The sequence below is a fragment of the Streptomyces sp. NBC_00448 genome (genome assembly GCF_036014115.1).
Classification (GTDB): domain Bacteria; phylum Actinomycetota; class Actinomycetes; order Streptomycetales; family Streptomycetaceae; genus Actinacidiphila.
Genome location: NZ_CP107913.1, coordinates 5,271,655 through 5,293,376, shown reverse-complemented (window position 1 = coordinate 5,293,376; position 21,722 = coordinate 5,271,655). Strand labels below are relative to the sequence as shown.

At 74.0% G+C, this 21,722-nt stretch carries 23 protein-coding genes; 16 read left to right on the top strand and 7 right to left on the bottom strand.

Features of this window, described 5'->3' with window-relative positions; all coding sequences use genetic code 11:
• Positions 1-503: 503 nt before the first annotated feature.
• From OG370_RS22665 to OG370_RS22635, 7 genes are all read left to right on the top strand, one after another.
• Positions 504-1,811 (top strand): glycoside hydrolase family 16 protein, encoded by a 1,308-nt coding sequence (locus OG370_RS22665; RefSeq protein WP_328467112.1) that lies wholly within the window; start codon positions 504-506, stop codon positions 1,809-1,811.
• Positions 1,812-1,953: 142 nt separating this feature from the next.
• A complete protein-coding gene (locus OG370_RS22660; protein WP_328467110.1) occupies positions 1,954-2,319 on the top strand; it encodes a hypothetical protein in 366 nt (121 codons plus the stop codon).
• An 84-nt stretch (positions 2,320-2,403) separates the two neighbouring features.
• The gene (locus OG370_RS22655) at positions 2,404-2,502 is read left to right on the top strand and encodes an Ms4533A family Cys-rich leader peptide (protein WP_328467108.1); all 99 of its coding nucleotides are present in this window, start codon (positions 2,404-2,406) and stop codon (positions 2,500-2,502) included.
• A gap of 250 nt (positions 2,503-2,752) precedes the next feature.
• The gene (locus OG370_RS22650) at positions 2,753-4,471 is read left to right on the top strand and encodes an ABC transporter substrate-binding protein (RefSeq protein WP_328467106.1); all 1,719 of its coding nucleotides are present in this window, start codon (positions 2,753-2,755) and stop codon (positions 4,469-4,471) included.
• Positions 4,472-4,475: 4 nt separating this feature from the next.
• Positions 4,476-5,486: an ABC transporter permease gene (locus OG370_RS22645; protein WP_328467104.1), complete on the top strand. Its 1,011-nt coding sequence runs from the start codon at positions 4,476-4,478 to the stop codon at positions 5,484-5,486.
• The gene (locus OG370_RS22640; protein WP_328467102.1) at positions 5,483-6,472 is read left to right on the top strand and encodes an ABC transporter permease; all 990 of its coding nucleotides are present in this window, start codon (positions 5,483-5,485) and stop codon (positions 6,470-6,472) included. Before OG370_RS22645 ends, OG370_RS22640 begins: the two co-directional genes overlap by 4 nt.
• Positions 6,473-6,573: 101 nt before the next feature.
• Complete coding sequence (locus tag OG370_RS22635; RefSeq protein ID WP_328474326.1) at positions 6,574-8,367, top strand: ABC transporter ATP-binding protein; 1,794 nt, start codon at positions 6,574-6,576, stop codon at positions 8,365-8,367.
• Positions 8,368-8,420: 53 nt separating this feature from the next.
• Here OG370_RS22635 and OG370_RS22630 read toward each other — a convergent pair whose 3' ends face one another.
• Positions 8,421-8,636, bottom strand: a complete 216-nt coding sequence (locus OG370_RS22630; RefSeq protein ID WP_328467100.1) for a DUF4287 domain-containing protein — start codon at positions 8,634-8,636, stop codon at positions 8,421-8,423.
• Between the two features lie 297 nt (positions 8,637-8,933).
• Here OG370_RS22630 and OG370_RS22625 point away from each other — a divergent pair, with 297 nt between their 5' ends.
• Both OG370_RS22625 and OG370_RS22620 read left to right on the top strand, forming a co-directional pair.
• Complete coding sequence (locus OG370_RS22625; protein WP_328467098.1) at positions 8,934-9,173, top strand: hypothetical protein; 240 nt, start codon at positions 8,934-8,936, stop codon at positions 9,171-9,173.
• A 153-nt stretch (positions 9,174-9,326) separates the two neighbouring features.
• A complete protein-coding gene (locus tag OG370_RS22620) occupies positions 9,327-10,139 on the top strand; it encodes a maleylpyruvate isomerase family mycothiol-dependent enzyme (RefSeq protein ID WP_328467096.1) in 813 nt (270 codons plus the stop codon).
• An 85-nt stretch (positions 10,140-10,224) separates the two neighbouring features.
• Here OG370_RS22620 and OG370_RS22615 read toward each other — a convergent pair whose 3' ends face one another.
• Both OG370_RS22615 and OG370_RS22610 read right to left on the bottom strand, forming a co-directional pair.
• On the bottom strand, positions 10,225-10,965 hold the full coding sequence (locus OG370_RS22615; protein WP_328467094.1) for an N-acetylmuramoyl-L-alanine amidase: 741 nt from the start codon (positions 10,963-10,965) through the stop codon (positions 10,225-10,227).
• A gap of 181 nt (positions 10,966-11,146) precedes the next feature.
• Positions 11,147-12,442 (bottom strand): MFS transporter, encoded by a 1,296-nt coding sequence (locus tag OG370_RS22610; RefSeq protein WP_328467091.1) that lies wholly within the window; start codon positions 12,440-12,442, stop codon positions 11,147-11,149.
• Between the two features lie 225 nt (positions 12,443-12,667).
• On the opposite strand from OG370_RS22610, the gene OG370_RS22605 reads away from it, so the two are divergent.
• From OG370_RS22605 to OG370_RS22595, 3 genes are all read left to right on the top strand, one after another.
• Positions 12,668-12,973: a zinc-binding dehydrogenase gene (locus OG370_RS22605; protein ID WP_328467089.1), complete on the top strand. Its 306-nt coding sequence runs from the start codon at positions 12,668-12,670 to the stop codon at positions 12,971-12,973.
• A gap of 114 nt (positions 12,974-13,087) precedes the next feature.
• Positions 13,088-13,963: a fructosamine kinase family protein gene (locus OG370_RS22600; protein WP_328467087.1), complete on the top strand. Its 876-nt coding sequence runs from the start codon at positions 13,088-13,090 to the stop codon at positions 13,961-13,963.
• Positions 13,964-14,135: 172 nt separating this feature from the next.
• Positions 14,136-15,071, top strand: coding sequence for a TIGR03564 family F420-dependent LLM class oxidoreductase (locus OG370_RS22595; RefSeq protein ID WP_328467085.1), 936 nt, complete (start codon positions 14,136-14,138; stop codon positions 15,069-15,071).
• Positions 15,072-15,120: 49 nt separating this feature from the next.
• Here the strand turns inward: OG370_RS22595 and OG370_RS22590 are convergent, their stop codons facing one another.
• Positions 15,121-15,492, bottom strand: coding sequence for a hypothetical protein (locus tag OG370_RS22590; RefSeq protein WP_328467083.1), 372 nt, complete (start codon positions 15,490-15,492; stop codon positions 15,121-15,123).
• Positions 15,493-15,646: 154 nt separating this feature from the next.
• Here OG370_RS22590 and OG370_RS22585 point away from each other — a divergent pair, with 154 nt between their 5' ends.
• A complete protein-coding gene (locus OG370_RS22585; protein ID WP_328467081.1) occupies positions 15,647-16,390 on the top strand; it encodes an SDR family NAD(P)-dependent oxidoreductase in 744 nt (247 codons plus the stop codon).
• A 52-nt stretch (positions 16,391-16,442) separates the two neighbouring features.
• Here the strand turns inward: OG370_RS22585 and sigJ are convergent, their stop codons facing one another.
• A complete protein-coding gene (gene sigJ / locus OG370_RS22580) occupies positions 16,443-17,315 on the bottom strand; it encodes an RNA polymerase sigma factor SigJ (protein WP_328474325.1) in 873 nt (290 codons plus the stop codon).
• Positions 17,316-17,614: 299 nt separating this feature from the next.
• Between sigJ and OG370_RS22575 the strand changes: the two genes are divergently transcribed.
• Together OG370_RS22575 and OG370_RS22570 are read left to right on the top strand one after the other, a co-directional pair.
• Positions 17,615-17,986: a DoxX family protein gene (locus tag OG370_RS22575; RefSeq protein WP_328467079.1), complete on the top strand. Its 372-nt coding sequence runs from the start codon at positions 17,615-17,617 to the stop codon at positions 17,984-17,986.
• A gap of 49 nt (positions 17,987-18,035) precedes the next feature.
• Positions 18,036-18,527, top strand: coding sequence for a nuclear transport factor 2 family protein (locus tag OG370_RS22570; RefSeq protein ID WP_328467077.1), 492 nt, complete (start codon positions 18,036-18,038; stop codon positions 18,525-18,527).
• Between the two features lie 284 nt (positions 18,528-18,811).
• Here OG370_RS22570 and OG370_RS22565 read toward each other — a convergent pair whose 3' ends face one another.
• Positions 18,812-19,204, bottom strand: a complete 393-nt coding sequence (locus OG370_RS22565) for a MerR family transcriptional regulator (RefSeq protein ID WP_328467075.1) — start codon at positions 19,202-19,204, stop codon at positions 18,812-18,814.
• Between the two features lie 180 nt (positions 19,205-19,384).
• Between OG370_RS22565 and OG370_RS22560 the strand changes: the two genes are divergently transcribed.
• On the top strand, positions 19,385-20,458 hold the full coding sequence (locus tag OG370_RS22560) for an alkene reductase (protein ID WP_328467073.1): 1,074 nt from the start codon (positions 19,385-19,387) through the stop codon (positions 20,456-20,458).
• Positions 20,459-20,514: 56 nt separating this feature from the next.
• Here the strand turns inward: OG370_RS22560 and OG370_RS22555 are convergent, their stop codons facing one another.
• On the bottom strand, positions 20,515-21,096 hold the full coding sequence (locus tag OG370_RS22555) for an AAA family ATPase (protein ID WP_328467071.1): 582 nt from the start codon (positions 21,094-21,096) through the stop codon (positions 20,515-20,517).
• Positions 21,097-21,722: the final 626 nt, after the last annotated feature.

The window sequence follows — 21,722 nt, the reverse complement described above, 5'->3', positions numbered from 1 at the left end:
GGGGCGGCAGAGGCAGGTCAACCCGCGCGTGCGGTGGTGGGGTTGCAGGCGCGACGGGCGAGGCGGTCCCCGTTACCGCGCCCGCGTACCCCTACTGCCCGCGCCTGCGCGTCCCTACCGGCCACGCCCGCACATCCCCAAGGCAAGCGCCGGCGTACCCGCGGGCATTCCCACCCGATCCCGCCCGACGCCTTGACGTGAACCTGGCGGGAGCCCGACACTCGCCTCGATCCGCCGCTCTGAGAGCGCTCTCACGACGCGGTGCGAAGGAGACGGGACCCCCCACCCCGGTGCGCACCTTCCGGTCTCCGCGCCGCGTCCGGCCTCACCGCGGTCCAGTCGCACCCGCAGAAAGGTCGGGATCACCCGTGACACGCATGCCGAACTCCGGTGCCGCACAAGGCGGCCAGAACCGTTTCCGGCTCCGTCCCCCGCTCCCTCTCCGTCCCCCGCTCCGTCTCCGTCCGCCCGGCCGCCGTCGTGGTCGGCGGGGGCCGATCGCCGTGCTCAGCGCCTTCCTCCTGCTGCTCGCCGGCGTGCTCGCGCTGACGGTCTCCGGCGGTTCGGCCGCGGTGGCCGCGCCGGCACCCCCCACCGGGTGGAGCACCGTCTTCAGCGACGACTTCAACGGCGCCGCGGGCACCGGACTCGACCGCTCGAACTGGCTCTACGACACCGGGACCGGCTACAACTACCCCGGCGCCGCGGCGAACTGGGGCACCGGCGAGCTGGAGACGGCCACCGACTCGACGACGAACGTCTACCAGGACGGCGCCGGGCACCTGGTGATCAAGCCGGTCAAGGACGCGTCGGGGCAGTGGACCTCGGGCCGGATCGAGACCCAGCGCACCGACTTCGCCGCGCCGGCCGGCGGCCAGTTGGAGATCAGCGCGTCGCTGGAGCAGCCCAACCCGGCCAGCGGGCTCGGCTACTGGCCCGCGTTCTGGGCGATGGGCGCGGACGCCAGGCCGGTCGGGGCGACCAACTGGCCGGGCATCGGCGAGATGGACATCATGGAGGACGTCAACGCGCTGAGCCAGCACTCCACCACCTTCCACTGCGGCGTCTGGGCCGGAGAGTGCCATGACCCGGACGGCATCAGCAGCGGGCTCCAGGCGTGCGGGGGCTGCCAGACCGGTTACCACACCTACTCGGTGATCGTGGACCGCACCAACACCTCGGCGGAGCAAATGCGGTTCTACCTCGACGGCAACCTGACCTACACCGTCGACGAGAACGAGGTCTCCACGGCCACCTGGCAGGCGGCCGTGGACCACGGCTTCTTCGCGATCTTCGACGTGGCGATCGGCGGTTCGTATCCCAACAAGGTCTGCGGCTGCACCTCGCCGTCGGCCGACATCAGTTCCGGCGCGGGCATGAGCGTCGACTGGATGGCGGTCTACCAGACGACCGGCGGGAGCAGCGGCACCACCGGCGGGACGACCACCGGCGGCACCACGACCGGCAGCACCACCGGCGGGACCACCAGCGGGACCACCACCGGCGGCACCACCACGGGCGGCAGCACGACCGGTGGCACCACCACGTCCGACTACACCGCGAACGCCACCCGGGTCGACGCGAGCGACGCGCTGATCAGCTTCACGCCGACCACCCCCGCGGCCTACGTCGACGTGCACTACCTGGTCAACGGCGACGGCCAGCAGAACCTCCGCATGACCGACAACGGCGGAACCTGGACCCAGAACGTCGGCTCCCTGACCTCCGGCTCGGTCGTCACCTACTGGTTCACCTACGAGAAGAACGGCCCGCAGTACGACTCCCCGCAGTACACCTACACCCAGAGCTGACCCCTCCCCCGCTCCCGGCGCCCCGCACCCCCACCAACGCCAACCCCCGCGCCGGGAGCGGACGGTGCCAAGCCGGGCGCCCCGCCCCCGCGGGGTACCCCGTGCTGTATCCCGCACCGGGGTGATCGGGGAGGATGGGGGCATGTCGTCACGTTGGTCGATCCGGTCGCGCAACTCGTTGCTGTCCATCGCCTCCACCGAGTCGGTGCTGTCCATCGGGGCGGCCGGGTCGGTGCTGTCCGTGGGGTCGGTGGCGTCGTTCGGGTCGGTCGGGTCGCTGGGGTCGGCGATGTCCGCGGTGTCGCTCGGGTCGTTCCAGTCGTTCGGCTCGTGGCTGTCGGGGCAGTCGAACGGTTCGGCGCTGAGCTGGCAGTCGAACGGGGCGGTGCGCGCGAGGCGGGTGAACGGCCCGACCGACCGGCTGAAGCCGCAGATCGCGGTCGCCGTCGCGGCCACCGCCGTGGCGGGGCTCACCTGGTGGCAGGTCCGCCGCGCCCTCCGCGCCTAGCGCCGACCCTGTGCATAAGTGTTCCTTTGTGATCATGAACGTCCGACTTTGACAATTCGTGGTGCGTCTGCGCACTCTTCTGCCATGCACCTGTGTCTCATCCGCCCCTTGGTCCGCGCCGGCATCGAGCTGGCGCTGATCGGCGTGACCGGGCACAGCGTCGCCGACGTGCACTGTCGCTGATCGCGCACCAGGCCCCCCTTCGCCGAGCCACACCCCCGACCGCGGTCGGGGGATCTGCCGCGCCCGGGGCCTTTCCGGCAGGTCCGCCCGCACGGTCCGCTGACCACCCGGGCCGCCCACGCCGTACGACGCCGCACAGCGCCGCATGACGCCGTAAGGCCAACACCCCCGTATCCCCGTTTGTCCCGCGCGCCCCGGGCGCGCGCCTCCCCCCGCCCGGGTGACCGCACGCCCGGGGAAAGGCCCTGCCATGTCTCGCTTGTCCCTGTCTGCACGGCAGTTGGGCGCCATAGCCGTCGGTCTCGCCCTCGCCGGAGGGGCCGTCGCCTGCGGCCCCAAGAGCGCCGACTCGGCCGCGAAGGGCTCCGACTCCACCCCGCACCGCGGCGGCACCCTCTACGTGCTGAACAACCAGCCGCAGAACAACTTCGACCCCGCCCGGCTCTACACCTCCGGCGGCGGCAACGTCCCCTCCCTGGTCTACCGCACCCTGACCACCCGCGCCCGGGAGAACGGCGCGGCCGGCAACAAGGTCGTCCCGGACCTGGCCACGAACACCGGCGAGCCCAGCAAGGACGCGACGGTGTGGACGTACCACCTCAAGGACGGGCTGAAGTACCAGGACGGCACGGCCATCACCACCGCCGACATCAAGTACGACATCGAGCGCTCCTTCGCGGCGGAGCTGTCCGGCGGCGCCCCCTACCTGCGGGACTGGCTGGTCGGCGCGCAGGACTACCAGGGCCCGTACAAGGACCCCAAGGGGCTGTCCTCGATCGAGACGCCCGACGCGAAGACGATCGTCTTCCACCTGCGCAAGCCCGAGGGCGACTTCCCGCTGCTCGCCACGCAGACCTCCTTCGCGCCGGTGCCCAAGGCGAAGGACACCGGCACCAAGTACGCCGAGCACCCGGTCTCCTCCGGCCCGTACGAGGTCGTCAGCAACCAGAACAACGGCGAGCACATCGTGCTGCGGCGCAACCCGAACTGGTCGCAGGCCGGTGACGACCAGCGGCACGCCTACCCCGACACCATCGACGTGCAGTCCGGGCTCGACCAGGCCGTGATCAACCAGCGGCTGTCCGCGGGCGTCGGCAAGGACGCCGACGCGGTCACCACCGACACCAACCTCGGCCCCGCCGAGCTCGCCAAGACCACCGGCGACAAGGCGCTGTCCGCCCGGGTCGGCACCGGCCACTTCGGCTACACCGACTACCTGGCGTTCAACCCGAAGGTGAAGCCGTTCGACAACATCAAGGTGCGCGAGGCCGTCGCGTACGCCATCGACCGGACCACCGTGGTGGACGCCGACGGCGGCTCCTCGCTCGCCGAGCCCGCCACCACCTTCCTGCCCCCGCAGGCCGCGTTCGGCTACACGCCCTACGACCCGTTCCCGGCGGGCAAGAGCGGCGACCCGGCCAAGGCGCGCGAACTGCTGAAGGAGGCCGGCTACCCGAACGGGCTGACCGTCACCCTCACCCACGACACCAACAAGGGCGGTGAGGAGGGCCCCGAGGTCGCCACCGCCGTGCAGGAGGCGCTGAAGAAGGCCGGCATCACCGTCAAGCTCGACGGCCTGGAGCACAACGCGTTCGACGACAAGGTCTACAGCGTGAAGACCGAGCCGGGCCTGTTCCTGGCCGGCTGGGGCGCCGACTGGCCCTCCGGCGGCCCGTTCCTCGGCCCGATCTTCGACGGCCGGCAGATCGTCAAGGACGGCTACAACTTCAACAGCTCCCAGCTGAACGACCCGTCGGTCAACAACGAGATCGACGCCATCGACAAGATCACCGACCTGAGCGCGGCGGCGAAGCGCTGGGGCGCCCTGGACCAGAAGATCGGCGCCCAGGCGCTGACCGTGCCGCTGGTCCACCCCGTCTACAAGCGGCTGTTCGGCAAGAACATCCGCAACGTGGTGATCAGCGACTGGACCGGTGTGCTGGACATCTCCCAGGTCGCGGTGAAGTGACGTCATGAGCGTCGAACTCACCCTCGCCGGGGACGGCGCGGCCGCGGCCGGGCCGTCCTCCGGCGACCCGGTGCCGGGCGGGCCGATCCCCGGCGGACGGCAGTTCTGGCGCCGGCTGCGGGCCGAACGCGCCGCTCTGGCCGGCGGCGCCGTGGTGGCGCTGCTGGTGCTGGTGGCCGTGGCCGCACCGCTGCTGGCCGCCCTCGAGGGCCAGGACACCACCAGCTACCACGCCGCGCTGCTGGACTCCAAGGCCGGCGCGGTCCCGCTCGGCCACTTCGGCGGGGTGAGCGGCACGCACTGGCTCGGGGTCGAACCCGGCACCGGCCGCGACCTGTTCGCCCGGCTCGTCTACGGCGCGCGCACCTCGCTCGCCGTCGCGTTCGGCGCCACGATCCTGCAGGTCGTGATCGGCACGGCGTTCGGGCTGGCCGCCGGGCTCGGCAACCGGGCCGTCGACGGGCTGCTCAGCCGCGTCGCCGACATCTTCGTCACGCTGCCCGCGCTGGTCTTCGCCATCGCGCTGCTCGCGGTGGTGCCCGGCGGCTTCCCGCGCCCGCTGCTGCTCGCCCTGGTGCTCGGCCTGCTCGCCTGGGGCGGCGTCGCCAAGATCGTCCGCGCCCAGGTGCTGGCCCAGAAGTCCCTCGACTACGTGGCCGCGTCCCGGCTGGCCGGCTCCAGTGGCTGGCGCACCGCGCGCCGCGAGCTGCTGCCCGCGCTGGTCGCCCCGGTGCTCACCTACGCGGCGATCCTGCTGCCCGGCAACATCGTCTCCGAGGCCGGGCTCTCCTTCCTCGGCATCGGCGTCAACCCGCCCACCGCGTCGTGGGGGCAGATGCTCTCCACCGCCTCCACCTGGTACCAGGCCGACTCCGCGTACGTCCTGCTGCCCGCGCTGCTGCTGCTCGTCACGGTGCTCGCCTTCACGGTGTTCGCCGAGGGCGTGCGGGTCGCGCTCGACCCGCGCTCGCGCAGCCGGCTGCGGATCGGCACCCGCAAGGGGGGCGCGTCGTGATCCGCTTCGCCGGGCGGCGCCTGCTCCAGGCGGCCGCCGTGCTGCTGGTGCTGGCCGCCGTGCTCTACGCCGTGTTCTACCTCGCCCCGGGCGACGCCGCCCAACTCGCCTGCGGGCCGCGCTGCTCCACCGCCCAGGTCGCCCAGGTCCGCGCCCAGATGGGCCTCGACGACGCGGTGTACGTCCAGTTCTGGCACTTCCTGCAGGGGGTGTTCGCCGGCCACGACTACAGCACCGGCACGGGCACGCTGCACTGCCCGGCGCCGTGCCTGGGCCAGTCGTACCGCACCGGCGACCTGGTCACCCACGTCGTCGCCGAGAAGCTGCCGGCCACCGCCTCGCTCGCGCTGGGCGCCATGGTGCTGTGGCTGGTCATCGGGGTGGGCACCGGCCTGCTGTCCGCGCTTCGCCGCGGCACCCTCGTGGAGCGGCTGCTCACCGGGTTCACCCTGATCGGCACGGCCACACCGGTGTTCATCACCGGCATCCTGCTGCTTCTGGTCTGCTGCTCGTGGCTGCGCTGGCTGCCGTACCCGACGTATGTGCCGCTGACCTCCGACCCCGAGCAGTGGGCCTGGAACCTGCTGCTGCCGTGGCTCGCGCTGGCCCTGGTCGAGGCCGCCAAGTACGCGCGGCTGACCCGCAGTTCCATGCTGGAGACGCTCGCCGAGGACCACATCCGCACCTTCCGCGCGTACGGCGTGCCCGAGGGCGCGATCGTCCGCCGGCACGCGCTGCGCGGCGCGCTCGCCTCGGTGATCGCGCTGTCCGCGCTGGACCTGGGCACGATGTTCGGCGGCGCGCTGCTCACCGAGACGCTCTTCGGCGTCCCCGGGCTCGGCCAGCAGCTGGTGCAGTCCGTGCAGTTGAAGGACCTGCCGGTGGTGGTGGGAATCGTCCTGGTCATGGGCCTCGCGGTGGTGGTCGCCAACGCGGTCGCCGACGTGCTCTACGCCCTCACCGACCGAAGGGTGGTGCTGGCGTGACCGCCAACGCTCCGCAGTCCGCGTCCAAGTCCGCGCCGGAAGCCGGGGTCAGCGCCGGAGCCGGGGCCGAGGTCGGTTCCCCGGGGCGTACGGACGCGCCGCTGGTCGAGGTCGCCGACCTGCGGATCGACTTCCGCACCGAGTCCGGGACGGTACGGGCCGTCGACGGGGTGGGCTTCACCCTGCGGCCCGGCGAGGCGCTCGGTCTGGTCGGCGAGTCCGGCTCGGGCAAGTCCGCCACCGCGTACGCGCTGCTCGGGCTGCACCGCGGCACCGGCGCCGAGGTGAGCGGGACGGTCCGGGTGGCCGGCACCGATGTGCTCACCGCGCCCGAGGAGGAGTTGCGGCGGCTGCGCGGCGGCGTCGCCGCCGTCGTCTTCCAGGACCCGCTCAGCGCGCTCGACCCCTACCTCGCGGTCGGCGACCAGATCTCCGAGGTCTACCGGGTGCACCGCCGGGTCTCCCGCGCCGCCGGCCGGGCCCGGGCCGTGGAGGTACTGGACCGGGTCGGCATCCCCGAGGCGGCCCGCCGGTCCCGGTCCCGGCCGCACGAGTTCAGCGGCGGGATGCGGCAGCGGGCGCTCATCGCCATGGCCCTGGCCTGCGAGCCGAGGCTGATCGTCGCCGACGAGCCGACCACCGCGCTCGACGTCACCGTGCAGGCGCAGGTCCTCGACCTGCTCCACGAGTTGCGCACCGGCTCCGACCTGGCGCTGCTGCTGGTCACCCATGACCTCGGCGTCGCCGCCGGCACGGTGGACCGGCTGCTGGTCCTCCAGCACGGCGCCGCGGTCGAATCCGGCCCCACCAGGGAGGTGCTGGCGAACCCCGGCCACGCCTATACGCGCGCGCTGCTGTCCGCGGTGCCCCGGCTCGCTCCCGTCGCCGCGGAAGCGGAACCGGCGGCGGAAGAGGAGCCGGACCGGGCAAAGGGCGCGCCCGCACGCGAGTTGAGCGGCGCGGCCGTCGCCGAGGCGCGGCAGGCCGGCGAGGTGCTGCTCGAAGCCACCGGGCTGCGCAAGGAGTTCGGGCGCGGCCGGGGCCGGTTCGCCGCGGTGGACGGCGTGGACCTGGTGGTCCGGGAGGGCGAGACCCTCGGCGTCGTCGGGGAGAGCGGCAGCGGCAAGACCACGCTGGGGCGGATGCTGGTCCGGCTGCTCGACCCCACGCAGGGTGCCGTCCGCTACCGCGGCAGGGACATCGTGCGGCTCGGCGACCGGCAACTGCGCCCGTTGCGGCGGGAGTTGCAGATGGTCTTCCAGGACCCGGTCTCCTCGCTGAACCCGCGCCGCAGCATCGGCGAGTCGATCGCCGACCCGCTGCGGGTGGCGGGCGACCTGACCGAGCAGCAGATCACCTCACGGGTGGGCGAGTTGCTGGAGCGGGTCGGCCTCGAACCGTCCTGGTACCACCGCTACCCGCACGAGTTCAGCGGCGGCCAGCGCCAACGGGTCGGCATCGCCCGGGCGTTGGCGCCCCGCCCGCGCCTGGTGGTCTGCGACGAGCCGGTCTCCGCGCTGGACGTCAGCACGCAGGCCCAGGTCGTGGCCCTGCTCGGCGAACTCCAGCGGGACCTCGGGCTGTCGCTGGTCTTCGTCGCCCACGACCTCGCGGTGGTCCGCCAGGTCAGCGACCGCGTCGCGGTGATGCGGGCGGGCCGGGTGGTCGAGGAGGGCACCGCCGACGAGGTGTACGGCAGCCCGCGCGACCCGTACACGCGGCGCCTGCTCGCCGCCGTGCCGGTGCTCGATCCGGCACTGGCCCGGTCCCGCAGGGAGGCCCGCGCCGGCGCGGGTACGGAAACGGATACGGGTACAGGTACGGAGGAGGGCTCGGTGGCGGACCCGGCAGCGGGCTCGCGGGAGGAGCCGGCGGCGGGCCCGGCCCGCCCGTAGCACCGGTACCGCCCGCCGCGCCCACACCCGGGCAGGGTCGGGCCGGGCGGGGGTCAGGCCGCCGCGGCCTCCGCCCGGGTGTGGGCGACCAGCGCGTTGGCGTGGCCGTGCCCGAGCCCGTACTCGGTCTTCAGCCAGTTGACCACTTCCATGTGCCCGGTCAGCGGCGAGGCGCGGATCAGCTCCTTCCACTCCGCGATCGGGCGGCCGTACTTCTTCTCGATCGCGGGGAAGTAGCTCGCGGGGCCGTTCTGGCTGCCGGCGGTCATCTCGATCTCCTCGTGCGCTTCGGATGGTGCGGTCCGCCCGGGCCGTTCTCGGCCGCGGGAACGGAACCTTCGTACAAGTAGACCGCTCGCGCCGGCGAAACTCATCGGTCCGGCCGCGCGGGCCACCGCGCGTGAGCGCGGGAAACCCAACCGCCCCACCGTCACCAATTGGTCTGGACCTATTGAAAACGGAGGGCGGCGCCCGGCAGTGTTGGTGCCGCGCGCGCCGCCCCCTGCACCACACCCCTGGCCATTCGGCAGGCAACTCCGCCTGCCAGGAAAGGAGTTGTGATCCACATGCGCAAGAAGGTCCTCGCTCGCGCGGCCACGGTCGCCGCCACCGCGATCCTCGGCCTCGGCGTCGCCACCACGGCGGCGCAGGCGTCCCCGCCTCCCGGCAGCGGCTTCATGTTCATGGGCTACTTCCCGACCTACGACAGCTGTGTCGCCCAGGCCCAGGCCGACGCGCCCGTGCACGGCCCGGTCTACATCTGCGAGTACGGCACGAACGGCCTGTACCTGCTGTGGATGCACTGACCGGCCCGCGCGTCACCGGCACCGTCGCCCGCACCCGCACCCGCTGAACGCATCCGCGCCGCCCTCCTCGTACGGGGCGGCGCGGGTCCGCGCGGCGGCGGGGGACGTGCGGGCCCTGGACAGACGTATGGAGTTGGGTCACCCTTCAGCACCATGGACACCCCCCGCTCCGGGACCACCACCGCGTCACCGCTGTCCGCGGCCGTCCACGCCGTCGCCGAGCGGACCGCGGAACTGCTCCGCGCGGGTGCGGACCCGGCCGCGCCGATTCCCGGTGCGCAGTGGACCGTCGGCGAGGCCGCCGCCCATCTGGCCCTGGCCAACGCGCTGATGGCCGACCTCGCCGCGGGCCGTGAGCGGCCGTACGGCGACGGGACCCCGGGCGGCCTGGCGGCGGCCAACTCCGCCTCCCTGCAGGCCTTCACGGAGCGGGACCCGTCGATCCTGGCGGACGCGATCGTGCGGCACGCGAGGGCGTTCACCGACGCGACCGGGGCGCGGTCGGCGGACGAGCAGGTGGTCACCCCGATGGGCCCGATGGATCTGGGCACCTTCGGCTCGTATCTGCTGACCCACATGCTCGGCCACGGCTACGACATCGCGGTGGCGCTGCGCCGGCCGCACATGATCGACCGCGAACGGGTCGCGCTCACGCTGCCGTTCCTGATCACGGCGATGCCCCGGGTGGTCGACCCGCGCTCCGCCACCGGCCACAACGCCTGCTACGCCTTGAGGTTGCGCGGCGGGCCCCGGCTCGCCGTGACGTTCACCGACGGCGCGGTGGCCGTGACGCGGGAGCCGCCGCGGCGCGCGGACTGCACGATCGTGGCCGAGCCGGTCACGTTCTTCCTGCTCGCGCTCGGCAGGCGTACCAGCATGGGCGCCCTCGCCCGCGGCAAGATCGCCGCCTGGGGGCGCAGGCCCTGGCTCGCGCCCGGTTTCGCCACGCTCTTCACCGCGCCGTAGCCGGTGCAGTGGCCGGAGCCGGTGCAGTGGCCGGAGCCGGTGCAGTGGCCGGAGCCGGTGCCGTGACCGGAGCGGGCCCGGCGGGTCAGCCGTCCCGGGCGGCCTGCTGCCGCAGCCGTGCGGCCTCCTGCCGGACCCAGGGCAGATCGTCGTACAGCGCCTGGCCCGGGCAGTCGGTCTGGTAGACGTCGCGGTGGCCGGAGATCACGTTCAGCTCCGCCGCCGTCCCCTTCCGGTAGAGGCTCGCGTTGTTGCTCGACACCAGGCGCACCCGGCCCAGCGGGTTGACCCCGGGGTCGAGCTTCCAGGCGGCTATCTCGGCGATCGCCTCCAGCATCGCGTGCGGCACCTTCTGCCCGCCCCCGAAGTTGCCGAGCGCCGCTATCCCGACGGTGTCGTTGTTGAAGCCTTCGGTGTGCGAGCCCCGCGGGTCGCGGTCGACGCTCCCGGTCCGGCCCTCGTAGATGCCGCCGCACCGGTCGACGATGAAGTTGTAGCCGAGGTCGTCCCAGCCCAGGGCGATGTGGCGCTGTTCGAGGGCCAGCAGCATCTTGGGGACGTCGGTCCTGCAGTCGTACGTGTTGGGGTTGTCCGTGTGGTGCACGAACACCGCCTTGACCGAGCGGTCGTAGACCAGCCCCGGCCGTACGTCCTTCTCGTCCGCGTGCCATCCCGCGCGCAGCACGACGTTCGGCCGCAGCGACACCGGGTGGATCGCGGCAGAGCCCTGCCGCGGCGCGTTCGCCGGGTGCTGCGGCGCCGAACAGGTCACGAGGAGGGCCAGTGCCGGTAGGTACCACGCCAGCTTGGGCCGGTGCAGCCGCATGCTGACCAGCCTCGGGTCATTCGGCCGCGCAGGACATCCGCGCGGGCCGTTCGGGTGAATTCCCGGGTGTCGGGGACCGCGTTGTCGGCGCGCCTGGCCGCCTGGCCGAGCCCGCGGGGTTAATGCGGCGCGGGTGGGCGGCATGCGGCGACGCGGGCGTACGGCCCCGGCCCGGCCGGCGTCAGGGGCCGGGCGCGTCGCGGGACGTCTCGTGCGGCGCGTCGCGGGGCGCGCCCGGGCCGTGCGGGCGGGGCCGGACGCCGACCACCGCGGTGCTCGCCCGCCGCGCGCCGGTCGTGGCGAAGGCCGAGTACCGCGGCACCCACCGCAGCAGGGCGCCCGCCGCCGCGATGCCCACGGCGCCCATCACCGAGATGCCGGCCGCGAGGCTCCCGAGCGAGGCGGCCGCCGACACCACCAGCGGCCCGCCGGCGCTGCCGGAGTCCGCGCACAGCCGCCACACGCCCAGGAACTGCGAGCGGGTCTCCGGCGGTGCGACGTCCGCGCCCAGGGTCATCAGGATGCCGCTGCCGATCCCGTTGCCGAAGCCGATCAGCATCGCCACCACGGTCAGTTCGGTGAGGGTGTGGGTCAGCGGCAGGGCGGCCTGGGCGCCGCCCAGCACCAGCATGGAGGGCACCGCGATCCACAGCCGGCCGGCCCGGTCCATCACCTGGCCGGAGGGGTAGAAGGTCAGCGTGTCGATCAACCCGGCGATGCCGAACACGACGCTGGTGGAGGACGGGCTCTGGCCCAGGTGCTCGGCCCACAGCGGCAGCACGGTCTGCCGGGTGGCCCGGACCGAGCCGACCAGCAGGACCGCGAGGCCGAGGGTGAGGAAGACCTTCCGGTGGTCGCGCAGCACCGCGCGCACCGGCACGGGCTTCTTGCCGCCGCCGGTGGCGGGTTCGGCGACGTCGGGCACGGTGAGCAGGACCACGACGGTGACGGCCGTGCACACCAGCGCCAGCCAGTAGATGTCGTGCACCGGGCGGCCGCCGGTCAGCACGGCCGCGCCGAGGAACGGCCCGACGAACGCGCCCACCCGCGACATCCCGCCGAGCGTCGACAGCGCCCGCGCCCGCAGCTGCGGGGGCACCGCCTCGGTCAGATAGGACTGCCGGGCCAGCATGATCACGGCGTTGGACGCCCCGGTGACGGTGACCGCCAGCGCCAGTTGCCAGACGTTCCGGGCCAGCGCGCACCCGCTGAGGGTGACCGCGGTGACGCCCGAGGCGACGAGCATCGCCTTGCGGTCGCCCAGCCGCGCCGCCAGTGCCCCGGCCGGCACGTCGCCGAGGATCTGTCCGACCCCCAGCAGCGCGAGCACGAGCCCCGCGGTGCCGACACCCGCGCCGAGCGCCCGGCCGCTGAGCGCCAGTACGGGCGCGAGCGCGCCCATCCCGGTCTCGAAGACCAGCACCGGCAGGAACACCGCCGGTATGAGGCTTTTCAGCGACACCGGCTGCGCGCTCACCTGCTGATTCCCACCCTCGTGCCGACGGCGTCCGGACCAGGGCCCCGCCACGGGTCGGCCGCGGCCCGTACCTCATTCAACAACAGCCCCCTCCCGACCCAGGTGGCGGGCCCCGCGCGGCACCTTCATCAGAGCGCGGCGACGCTGCCGGGCACGGCCGGGGTCCCCGGCCCGCCGGCGCGTCCTTCCCGACGGCGGCCACCACCGGCGGGCGACCCGGACGCGGTGCTCGGCACCGCGGGTTCGGGTGCGCCCGCCGTCCTGGTCGCCCTCGCGGGCGGCCCGGACCGGGTCGTGTCGATCGCCGACTTGACCGCACCCGACCACGGCGTGCGGTTCTCCCGCACCGCGGGCCCCGGCGCCGCCTCGCGGCCGGGCCACGCCGGTCCCGCGGTGGCGGCGGCGCCGGCCGCCGAGGGCCGTTCCACGGTGCCGGTGCACGCGGTGTTCCCGCTCGCCGACCGCTCGGCCGCCCACGAGTCGAGCGCCTCCCGGCACGCCAGGGGCAAGATCGTCGTGACCGTGCCCTGACCGCGGCCCCGTGCCGCCCGCCCCGCCCTACCGCTCGCACCCGCCGTACCGTTGGCGTTCGGCGGCCGGGGCATGGAACGGTGCCGGCCGGATGTCGGGTGGGAGGAACCGGGAGTGACGGATCGGGATGGCGGCGGCCGCGAGCCGTGGCGGGGCCTGCCGAGTGCCTTGGTCGGAGAGGTCGTCGCGGACGAGCCGCTCAGCGGAGGGGCCGTGAACGACGTGCGGCGGCTGACGCTCGCCGACGGCACCCGGGTCGTGCTCAAGAGTTCGGAGCAGGCTCCTCCCGACCTGTACGCGCAGGAGGCGGAGGGCCTGCGGGTGCTACGGGAGCAGGGTGGGCTGCGCACCCCGCGGGTGATCGAGGTGAGCGCCCGCCACCTCCTGCTGGAGGCACTGGAGCCGGCGCCCGCCGACGGGGACGCGTTCTGGGCGGAGGCGGGCCGCGCCGTCGCCCGCCTGCACGCCGTCCGCGGCGACCGCTTCGGGTGGCACGCCGAGGGATGGCTGGGCCTCCTCCCCCAGACGAACGCCTGGACCGACGACGGCCACGCGTTCTTCGCCGAGCACCGGGTGCTGCGCTACCTCCGCGAGCCGAAGGTGCGCGCCGCGCTCGACCCCGCCGACCTCGCGGGCCTGGAGCGGATCTGCGACCGCCTTCCCCGGCTGGTGCCCGGCGGACCCGCGGTGCTGAACCACGGTGACCTGTACCAGGGCAACGTGGTGGCCACGTCCGACGGCGCCCCGGCCTTCATCGACCCCGCGGTGTGCTGGATGTGGGCGGAGTCCGAACTCAGCATGATGTACTGCACCGGCCGGCCGCCGGAGTCCTTCTTCGCCGCCTACCACGAGGTCCTGCCGCTCTCGGACGGCTGGCGGGAGCGGATGCCGCTGCTGCACCTGCGCGAACTCATCAGCACGATCGCGCACTTCGGCGCGTGGGGCGACTGCGTGCCGCAGGTCAGGGACGTGATCCGGCGGTTCGGCTGAGCCCGTACGGAGGCCCCGCCGTACAGCGCCAAGGGCGTTCACCGGCCTGGGCGTTGGGCGGCCCTGGCGTGCGGCGGCCCGTTTCCGCGGCCGCCGCCCGTACACACTGCCGTCACGAGACTGTCGCAGGCGGACCGGAATGCCCGGGCGCGCGGGGCTCGTTGGACACGGCATGACTGTGGGAGTGACACTCAGCGCGACCGGCACCGGCAACCAGATCGACGCCACCGTACGACTCGCCGAGGAGGCCGCGGCGGCCGGACTGCGGTCCGCCTGGTTCGGGCAGACCTTCGGCGCCGACTCGCCCCAACTCGCGGCGATCGTCGGGCGGGAGGTGCCGGACCTCCAGGTGGGCACCTCCGCGATCCCCGTCTTCGGGCGGCACCCGCTGATCGTCTCCAGCCAGGCCCAGACCGCCCAGGCGGCCACGCACGGCCGCTACCACCTCGGGCTCGCGCTCGGCACCAAGCACCTGACCGAGTCCGGGTTCGGCATCCCCTTCGAGCGGCCCATCGCCCGGCTGCGCGAATTCCTCACCGCACTGCGGCAGTTGACCGAGACCGGCACCGCCGACTTCCACGGCGAGCTGCTCACCGCGGGCACCCCGGTCTCCGCGCGGGTGCCCGGTGCCGAGGGCGGCGTGCCGCTACTGGTGGCCGCGATGGGCCCGCAGGCGCTGCGGGCCAGCGGCGAACTGGCCGACGGAATCCTGCCGTACCTCGCCGGACCCAAGGCGCTGGCCGAGCACATCGTCCCCGCCGTCACCGCGGCGGCCGAGGCCGCGGGGCGCCCGGCACCGCGGATCGTGGCGCTCGTCTCCGGCGTCGTGACCGACGACGTGGACGCCGTGCGCGCGAAGGTCACCGAGAGCCTCGCGTTCTACGAGCAGATCCCGTCCTACGCGCGCGTCATCGAACTCTCCGGCGGCAAGCGGGCGTCCGACGTGGCCGTGATCGGCGACGAGGAGGCGATCGCCGCCGAGGTGCGGCGCTACCGGGACGCCGGGGCGACCGAAGTGGTGTTCTCGGGCACGGACCTCGCCGGGGAGGCGGCGCGTCGGCGCACCTGGGCGCTGCTGGGCGAACTGGCGGCGGGCAGCGCCGGGTAGCGCGCCGCCGGCACTGGCGCCGATGCCGACGCCGCTCCGGGTGGCGGCGCTATCCGGCGGCCGGTGCCGGCGGCGCGGCGCGCACGAAGGGATGGGTGCAGGGAGCCGTCCACCGCGCGCTCTCGCGAGCCCACTCGCCCTCGCGGCGGAAGCCGCACTCGCCCAGGGTGCGGTCGAGGTCGGCCGCGGGGAAGTCGTCGCCGGGGCGCCGCGGGGTGACGGTGACCACGAGCGCGTCCACCTCGCCGCGGTCCGGATGGTCGTCCAGGCTCCGCACGTTCAGGTGCCAGTGCCCGTCGCCGCGCACCGCCTCCGCCCGGTACGGCGGCTCCCCGCTCGCCTCCCCCCGGACCCCGCCCCGCCTCCCGGGCTCCGCTGTCCGGGCCGTCGCCTTCTTCCCTGCCGCTCGGGTCTTCGGCACCGCTGCCTCCTCCGGGTCCCACCGTCCTGACCTCTGCCGCCTTCCCCCGACCGGCACGGGAATTCCCCTCCCCCGCACCGGAGTCGGGAGCCCGGGGCGGGTCCGGGCATAGGCTGCCCGGCGGACAGTTCCGGGTGCGAACGGGGAGGGTTTCATGGGGGTACTCACGGGCAAGGCGGCCGTGGTGACGGGCGGTTCACGCGGAATCGGCAGGGCGATCGTGGAGCGGCTGGCCCGGGACGGGGCCGAGGTCGTGTTCACGTACGCGCGGAACGCCGAGGCCGCCGCGGAGGTCGAGCGGAGCGTCGCGGACGCGGGCGGCCGGGCGCACGGCACGCGGCTCGACCTGGGTGAAGCCGGTGCCGCGGAACGGCTGATGGAGGACGCGGCGGACCGGCTCGGCGGCCTGGACATCCTCGTCAACAACGCCGCGATGAGCTTCGCACCGGCCCCGCTCGCCGACACCGAAGAGGCGCTCTTCGACGAGGTCATGGCGGTCAACGCCAAGTCCACGTTCCTGACCATGCGTTACGCGGCACGCCACATGCGCGACGGCGGGCGGGTGGTCAACATCTCGACGCTCAACACGCGCCGCCCCGCGCCGGGCAGCGCGCCGTACGCCGCGAGCAAGGGCGCGATCGAGCAGTTGACCTCGGTGGGCGCAAGGGAGTTGGGGGCACGCGGCATCACCGTCAACACGGTCTCGCCCGGCGCGACGGACACGGATCTGCTGCGCGAGGCCAACCCGGGCGCGGACTTCGGCACGGTGATCGGCATCACCCCGCTCGGCCGGCTCGGCCAACCCGCCGACATCGCCGACGTCGTGGCCTTCCTCGCCGGGCCGGACGGCCGCTGGCTCACCGGGCAGAACCTCCGCGCGACCGGCGGCCTCACCTGACACGGCGCGGGACGGCTCCGGCACCCGGGGCCGCGCCGCGCCCGCCTCGACATCAGGTCCAGGGCCGGAGCTTGGCCGGGTTGCGGACCGCCCACACGTGCGTGACCCGGTCGTCCACGATGTCGAGCGCCAGCACCGCCACGGTGGCGCCTTCGTACTGGAGCAGCAGTCCGGGCCGGCCGTTGACCGTGCGTTCCAGGATGGTCAGGCCGTCCGCCTGACGTACGAGGCCGATGAAGTACTCCGCGACCGGCTCGCCGCCCCGCAGCGGCCGCGGCAGGGCCGCGACGACCCCGCCGCCGTCGCCGATCGCCGTGACGTCGGGGTCGAGCAGGCCGATCAGCGCCTCGACGTCCTTGGCCTCCCACGCCTCCTTGAACTCCTTGACGATCCGGGCACGTCGGGCGTTCGGCGTGCCCGGGCCGCGCGACGCGCGGACGCGGCGGCGGGCGGATGTGGCCAGTTGGCGGCAGGCGGCCGGCGTACGGCCGACGATCTCGGCCACTTCGGGGAAGGGGTAGCGGAAGACGTCGTGCAGGATGAACGCGACGCGCTCGGCCGGGGTCATCGCTTCGAGCACGACGAGGAACGCCATGTTGAGCGACTCGTCGAGGGTGACCCGGTCGGCGGGGTCCACCTCCGCGCCGCCGGACCACCCGCTGATCCACTCCGTGCGGTCGGGCACCGGCTCCGGAATCCACTCGCCGACGTAGCGCTCCCGCCGGGCCCGCGCCGAGCCGAGCAGGTCCAGGCAGATCCGGCTGGCGACCTTCGCCAGCCAGCCGCCGGTGGACTCGATCGCCGCCCGCTGCCGGGGCGCCATGGCGTACCAGCGGGCGTACGTCTCCTGCACGACGTCCTCGGCGTCGGCGAGCGAGCCGAGCAGCCGGTAGGCGAGGCTGATGAGCTGCCGCCGTTCGCTCATCACCGCGTCCAGGGCCCGGTCGGCGGCGGGTTCGGCCTGCTCGGCCCGGTCGGCGGCGGCCGGATCGGGTCGGCCGGAGTGATCGGCCCGGCCGGGGCCGCTGCCGCCGCTGCCGTCCGGCCCGGATTCGGTGCTCATGGTCCCGCCGACCTCCTCGATCGCGCCTGCTCCCCCGACTGCCCGCACTCATAAGACGACGCGGCACCCCGGACTGTGAGGTCCGCCCGGCGGCCTCACACTCCGCGCGGCTGCGTCGTCGGAGTGGTCGGAAGCACACCGCATCACACGGGGGAGACCTGATGAACGCGTTCCTGTGGGTGGTCCAGGCGGTACTCGCCGCCTCGTTCGCCATGTCCGGGCTGGTCAAGGCCACCCAGCCGAGGGACCGGCTGCTCGGCTGGTTTCCGTGGGCCGAGGACTTCTCCCCGCCGACGGTACGGTTCATCGGCGCGATGGGACTGCTCGGCGCGGTCGGGCTGATCGCCCCGGCCGCGAGCGGCATCGCCCCCGAACTGACCCCGGCCGCCGCGACCGGGCTGGCGGTCATGATGGCGCTGGCCGGCGCCACGCACGTCCGCCGCAAGGAGCCGCCCGGCGTGGCCGTGACCGCCGTCATCCTGCTGCTCGCCGCGCTCGTCGCCTGGGGCCGGTTCGGCCCGTACGCCTGGTGACCGGCCCCTCGCGGCCGGCGGCGGCCCCGACCGACAAGGAGGAAATCCGATGACCGACATCCCGATGACCGATGTCCCGATGACCGATGTCCCGACCATCGTCGACCGCTGCGCGATCGACGCGCTGCGCGGTGAGTTCACCGACGCGGGGACGACCGGCGACTACGACCGCTTCGCGGCGCTCTTCACCGCCGACGGGGTGTGGCGCATCCCCGACGGCCACATCGAGTTCACCGGCCGCGAGGCGATCCGCGCCGGGATCGAGCGGTTGCAGGCCAACTGGGAGTACTTCATCCAGAACGTGCACCCCGGCACGATCCGGATCGACGGCGACACCGCCACGGGCCGCTCCTACGTCTCGGAGCTCGGGCGGATGCGCGACGGCAGCTCCCACCTGAACTACTCGATCTACCACGACCGCTACCGGCGCACCCCGGACGGCTGGAGGTTCACGGAGCGCAGCTACGAGGTCCGGTACGTCGACTCGACCCCGCTCGCGGGCTCGTCGCCCCACGCGCCGGAACGGGACCACCGGGGGTGACGGGGCCGCCCCGTCGCTCATGGGCGGGGCGGTCGCCTCCGGTCGGGGGGATCGGGGGGCGGGGGGAAGGGGGCGCGGCGCGCCCGGCGGGGCACCCGTACGCCCGGCCGGGCGCGCCGCCGCCACGGCCACTCACCGCCGCTCACCGCCGCCACGGCCACTCACCGCCGCTCACCGCCGCTCACCGCCGCTCACCGCCCGACCCGATCATCCGACCGCCCGACGGGCAACGCCGGTCACGGGAAGCCCGAACGGGCCCCCGGGCACGAACCCCGGGTCACCCGTCAGCAGGCCACCGGCGCGCCCGCGCCCGCCGTCCGCAACTGGTCGCGGTACTCCCGCGCCGTGACGATGAGCCCGTCGAGCGCCGCGCGGGTCCGTACGAGGTCGGCGATGTGCGCCGAGAGCCGGTCGCGCTCCTGCGCCATCCGCTCCAGCGCGACGTCGGAGTTCCGCTCGCTGGGGGCGTCCGCGCAGGGCAGCAGCTCCAGGATGGTGCGGCTGGACAGGCCCCCGGCGTAGAGCCGCTGGATGAACGCGACCCGCTCGACCTCGTGGTCCGTGTAGTGCCGCTGCCCACTGGCGCTGCGGGTGCTGCTGAGCAGCCCCTGCTCCTCGTAGTAGCGCACCGACCGGACGCTGACGCCGGACCTCGCCGCGAGTTCCCCGATCCGCACCCTGTTCCTCCCGACCGCGTACCGCTCACCGCGTATTCGCACCGTGTTCCGCCGCGCCCCGCCCCGCGCGTACCGCGGGTGTGGCGTGCGCAACAGAACTTGCCTCTGACGTCAATGTCAGGTTCTAGCGTAATCGACGGGCCCGAGGTCCGGGCCCGTGGACCGCGAAGGAGTCCCGACGTGACGACCCTTTTCAGCAGCTACCGGCTCGGCGCCCTGACCCTGCCCAACCGCACGGTGATGGCCCCGATGACCCGGGTCAGGGCCGCCGCGGGCGGGCTGGCCACGCCGTCGATGGCGGCCTACTACGCGCAGCGGGCCAGCGCCGGGCTGATCGTGACCGAGGGGGTGCAGCCGAACGCGATCGGGCAGTCCAACCCGGGCACCCCGGGGCTGCACACCGACGCGCAGGTGGCCTCCTGGCGCGAGGTGACCGGCGCGGTGCACGCCAACGGCGGACGGCTCTTCGCCCAGATCATGCACGGCGGCCGTGTCTCGCACCCCGACACCATCGGCACCCAGCCGATCGGCCCGTCCGCGGTCGCCGCGGCCGGCGACGTGTTCACCCCGACCGGCCCGCAGCCCGCCCCGGTGCCGCGCGCCCTGGAGACCGCCGAAGTGCCCGAGCAGGCCCGGTCGTACGCCGACGCGGCCCGCCGCGCCGTCGATGCGGGCTTCGACGGCGTCGAACTGCACGGCGCGAACGGCTATCTGATCTCGCAGTTCCTGTCGTCCAACGCCAACCTGCGCACCGACGGCTACGGCGGCCCGATCGCGCACCGCATCCGCTTCGCCGTCGAGGCCGCGGCCGCGACCGTCGAGGCGGTCGGCGGGGACCGGACCGGCATCCGGCTCTCGCCGGGCGCGGACTTCTGGGGCGTGCGGGACACCGACGTCCCCGAGCTGTACACCGCGCTGCTCTCCGAGTTGGCCCGGATCGGGGTGGGCTACGTCCACCTGGAGGCCACCGCCGACGAGGAGGTGCTGATCGCGCTGCGCCGGGCCTGGTCCGGCCCGCTCATCATGAACCCGGTGCTCCCGATGGGACCGAAGCAGACCGGCCGGGACGACGCCGACCGCTGGCTGGGCCTGGGCGCGGACCTGATCAGCTTCGGCCGGGCCTTCATCGCCAACCCCGACCTGGTGGAGCGGCTGCGCGCCGGGCTCCCGATCGCCCCGGTCGACGAGGCGACGTACTACCAGGGCGGCGACGCGGGCTATCTGACCTACGCCGCCCACCAGTACACGGCCTGATCCCGCTCCCCACGTCCGCTCCCCGCCGCGGCCCCCGCCGCTGCCCCCGCCTCCGCTCACGGCCGGTCCGCAGGGACCCCCAGCAGGAACGTACGGCCGTCGACGCCGCGCAGCACGGCGTCGGCGGTGGCCTCCGGGGTGAGCCGGGAGCTGTCCAGGACGTGGGCCTCGAACTCCTCGATCGCGGCGAACTGCCGGTGCATCGCGCGGACGGGCTCCGGGTCGGTCAGCGCGTCGGCGCCGCGGCCGGTGGCCCGCCGCAGCGTGGTGTCCTGGTCCGGGCGCAGCACGACGTAGTGGAGTTCGGTGTCCCGCGTCCGGGCCGCGGCGCGGAACGCGCCCACGAACCAGGGGCCGATGACGCCGTCGCACACCACCTGGTAGCCGCCGTCGGCGTACCCGAAGGCGGCTTCGGCCAGCACGCCGACGACGACCTCGTTCTGCCGCTGGGCGGCGGGCAGATACGGCAGGACGGCGCCTCGGGCGAGGAAGGACCAGAAGTCGTCGCCGTGCAAATGGACGCTGGGCGTGAGCCTTTGGGTCAGCAGGCGCGCCACGGTGCTCTTGCCCGCACCGGGCGGCCCGGTGAGCACGATCACCCGGCCCGCGGCGGCCGGCGGGAGCGCCGGATCGGGCACGGGAGCGGTGGCGGGATCGAGGGTGGGACCGGCCGCGCGCGCAGAGGCTGGATCAAGGGTGGGATCTGCGGCGGGTCCGGGGGTGGAATCAGGCGCGGGATCGGGCGTCGGCCGGGTCATACGGGGTCCTCTCCTCCGTCGCGGCATGCCGTCACCGCGGTCCAACAGCGTTCCATCACCGGGCTTTCCGGAGCCCGCAGCGCCCGCCCGCACGCGGATTCCCGGGCGCTCCCGCGACCCGGGGGGCGGCTCCGGCGCGTGGGGACAAACATCCCACGCGCCCCTTCCGCTTTTCACCACGGTGATTCTGCTCTCAATTTCAGCCGCCGCCAGATCCGCGCGATCGCGACCCGAAACCTCGGCCAACCGATCAGATTCGGCCATCGTTGAACGGTCAACCGGGCAGGGAACACGGCGTCTTCGGGCAGCGACACCACCACGAACCGGGCACGGCGGACGCCCAACGGCCGCCCGGGGCCCGTCCCCAGCGGCTCTCGGCGTGTCCACAGGGGCAAGATCGTCGGGTCCGAACGGGCAACCGTCCACGCCAGGCTGTGACGAGGACAACTGGCCGGATACGTCGTCGGTGCGGAACTCTGAAACGCTTCAACCCCCTCCTACCGATT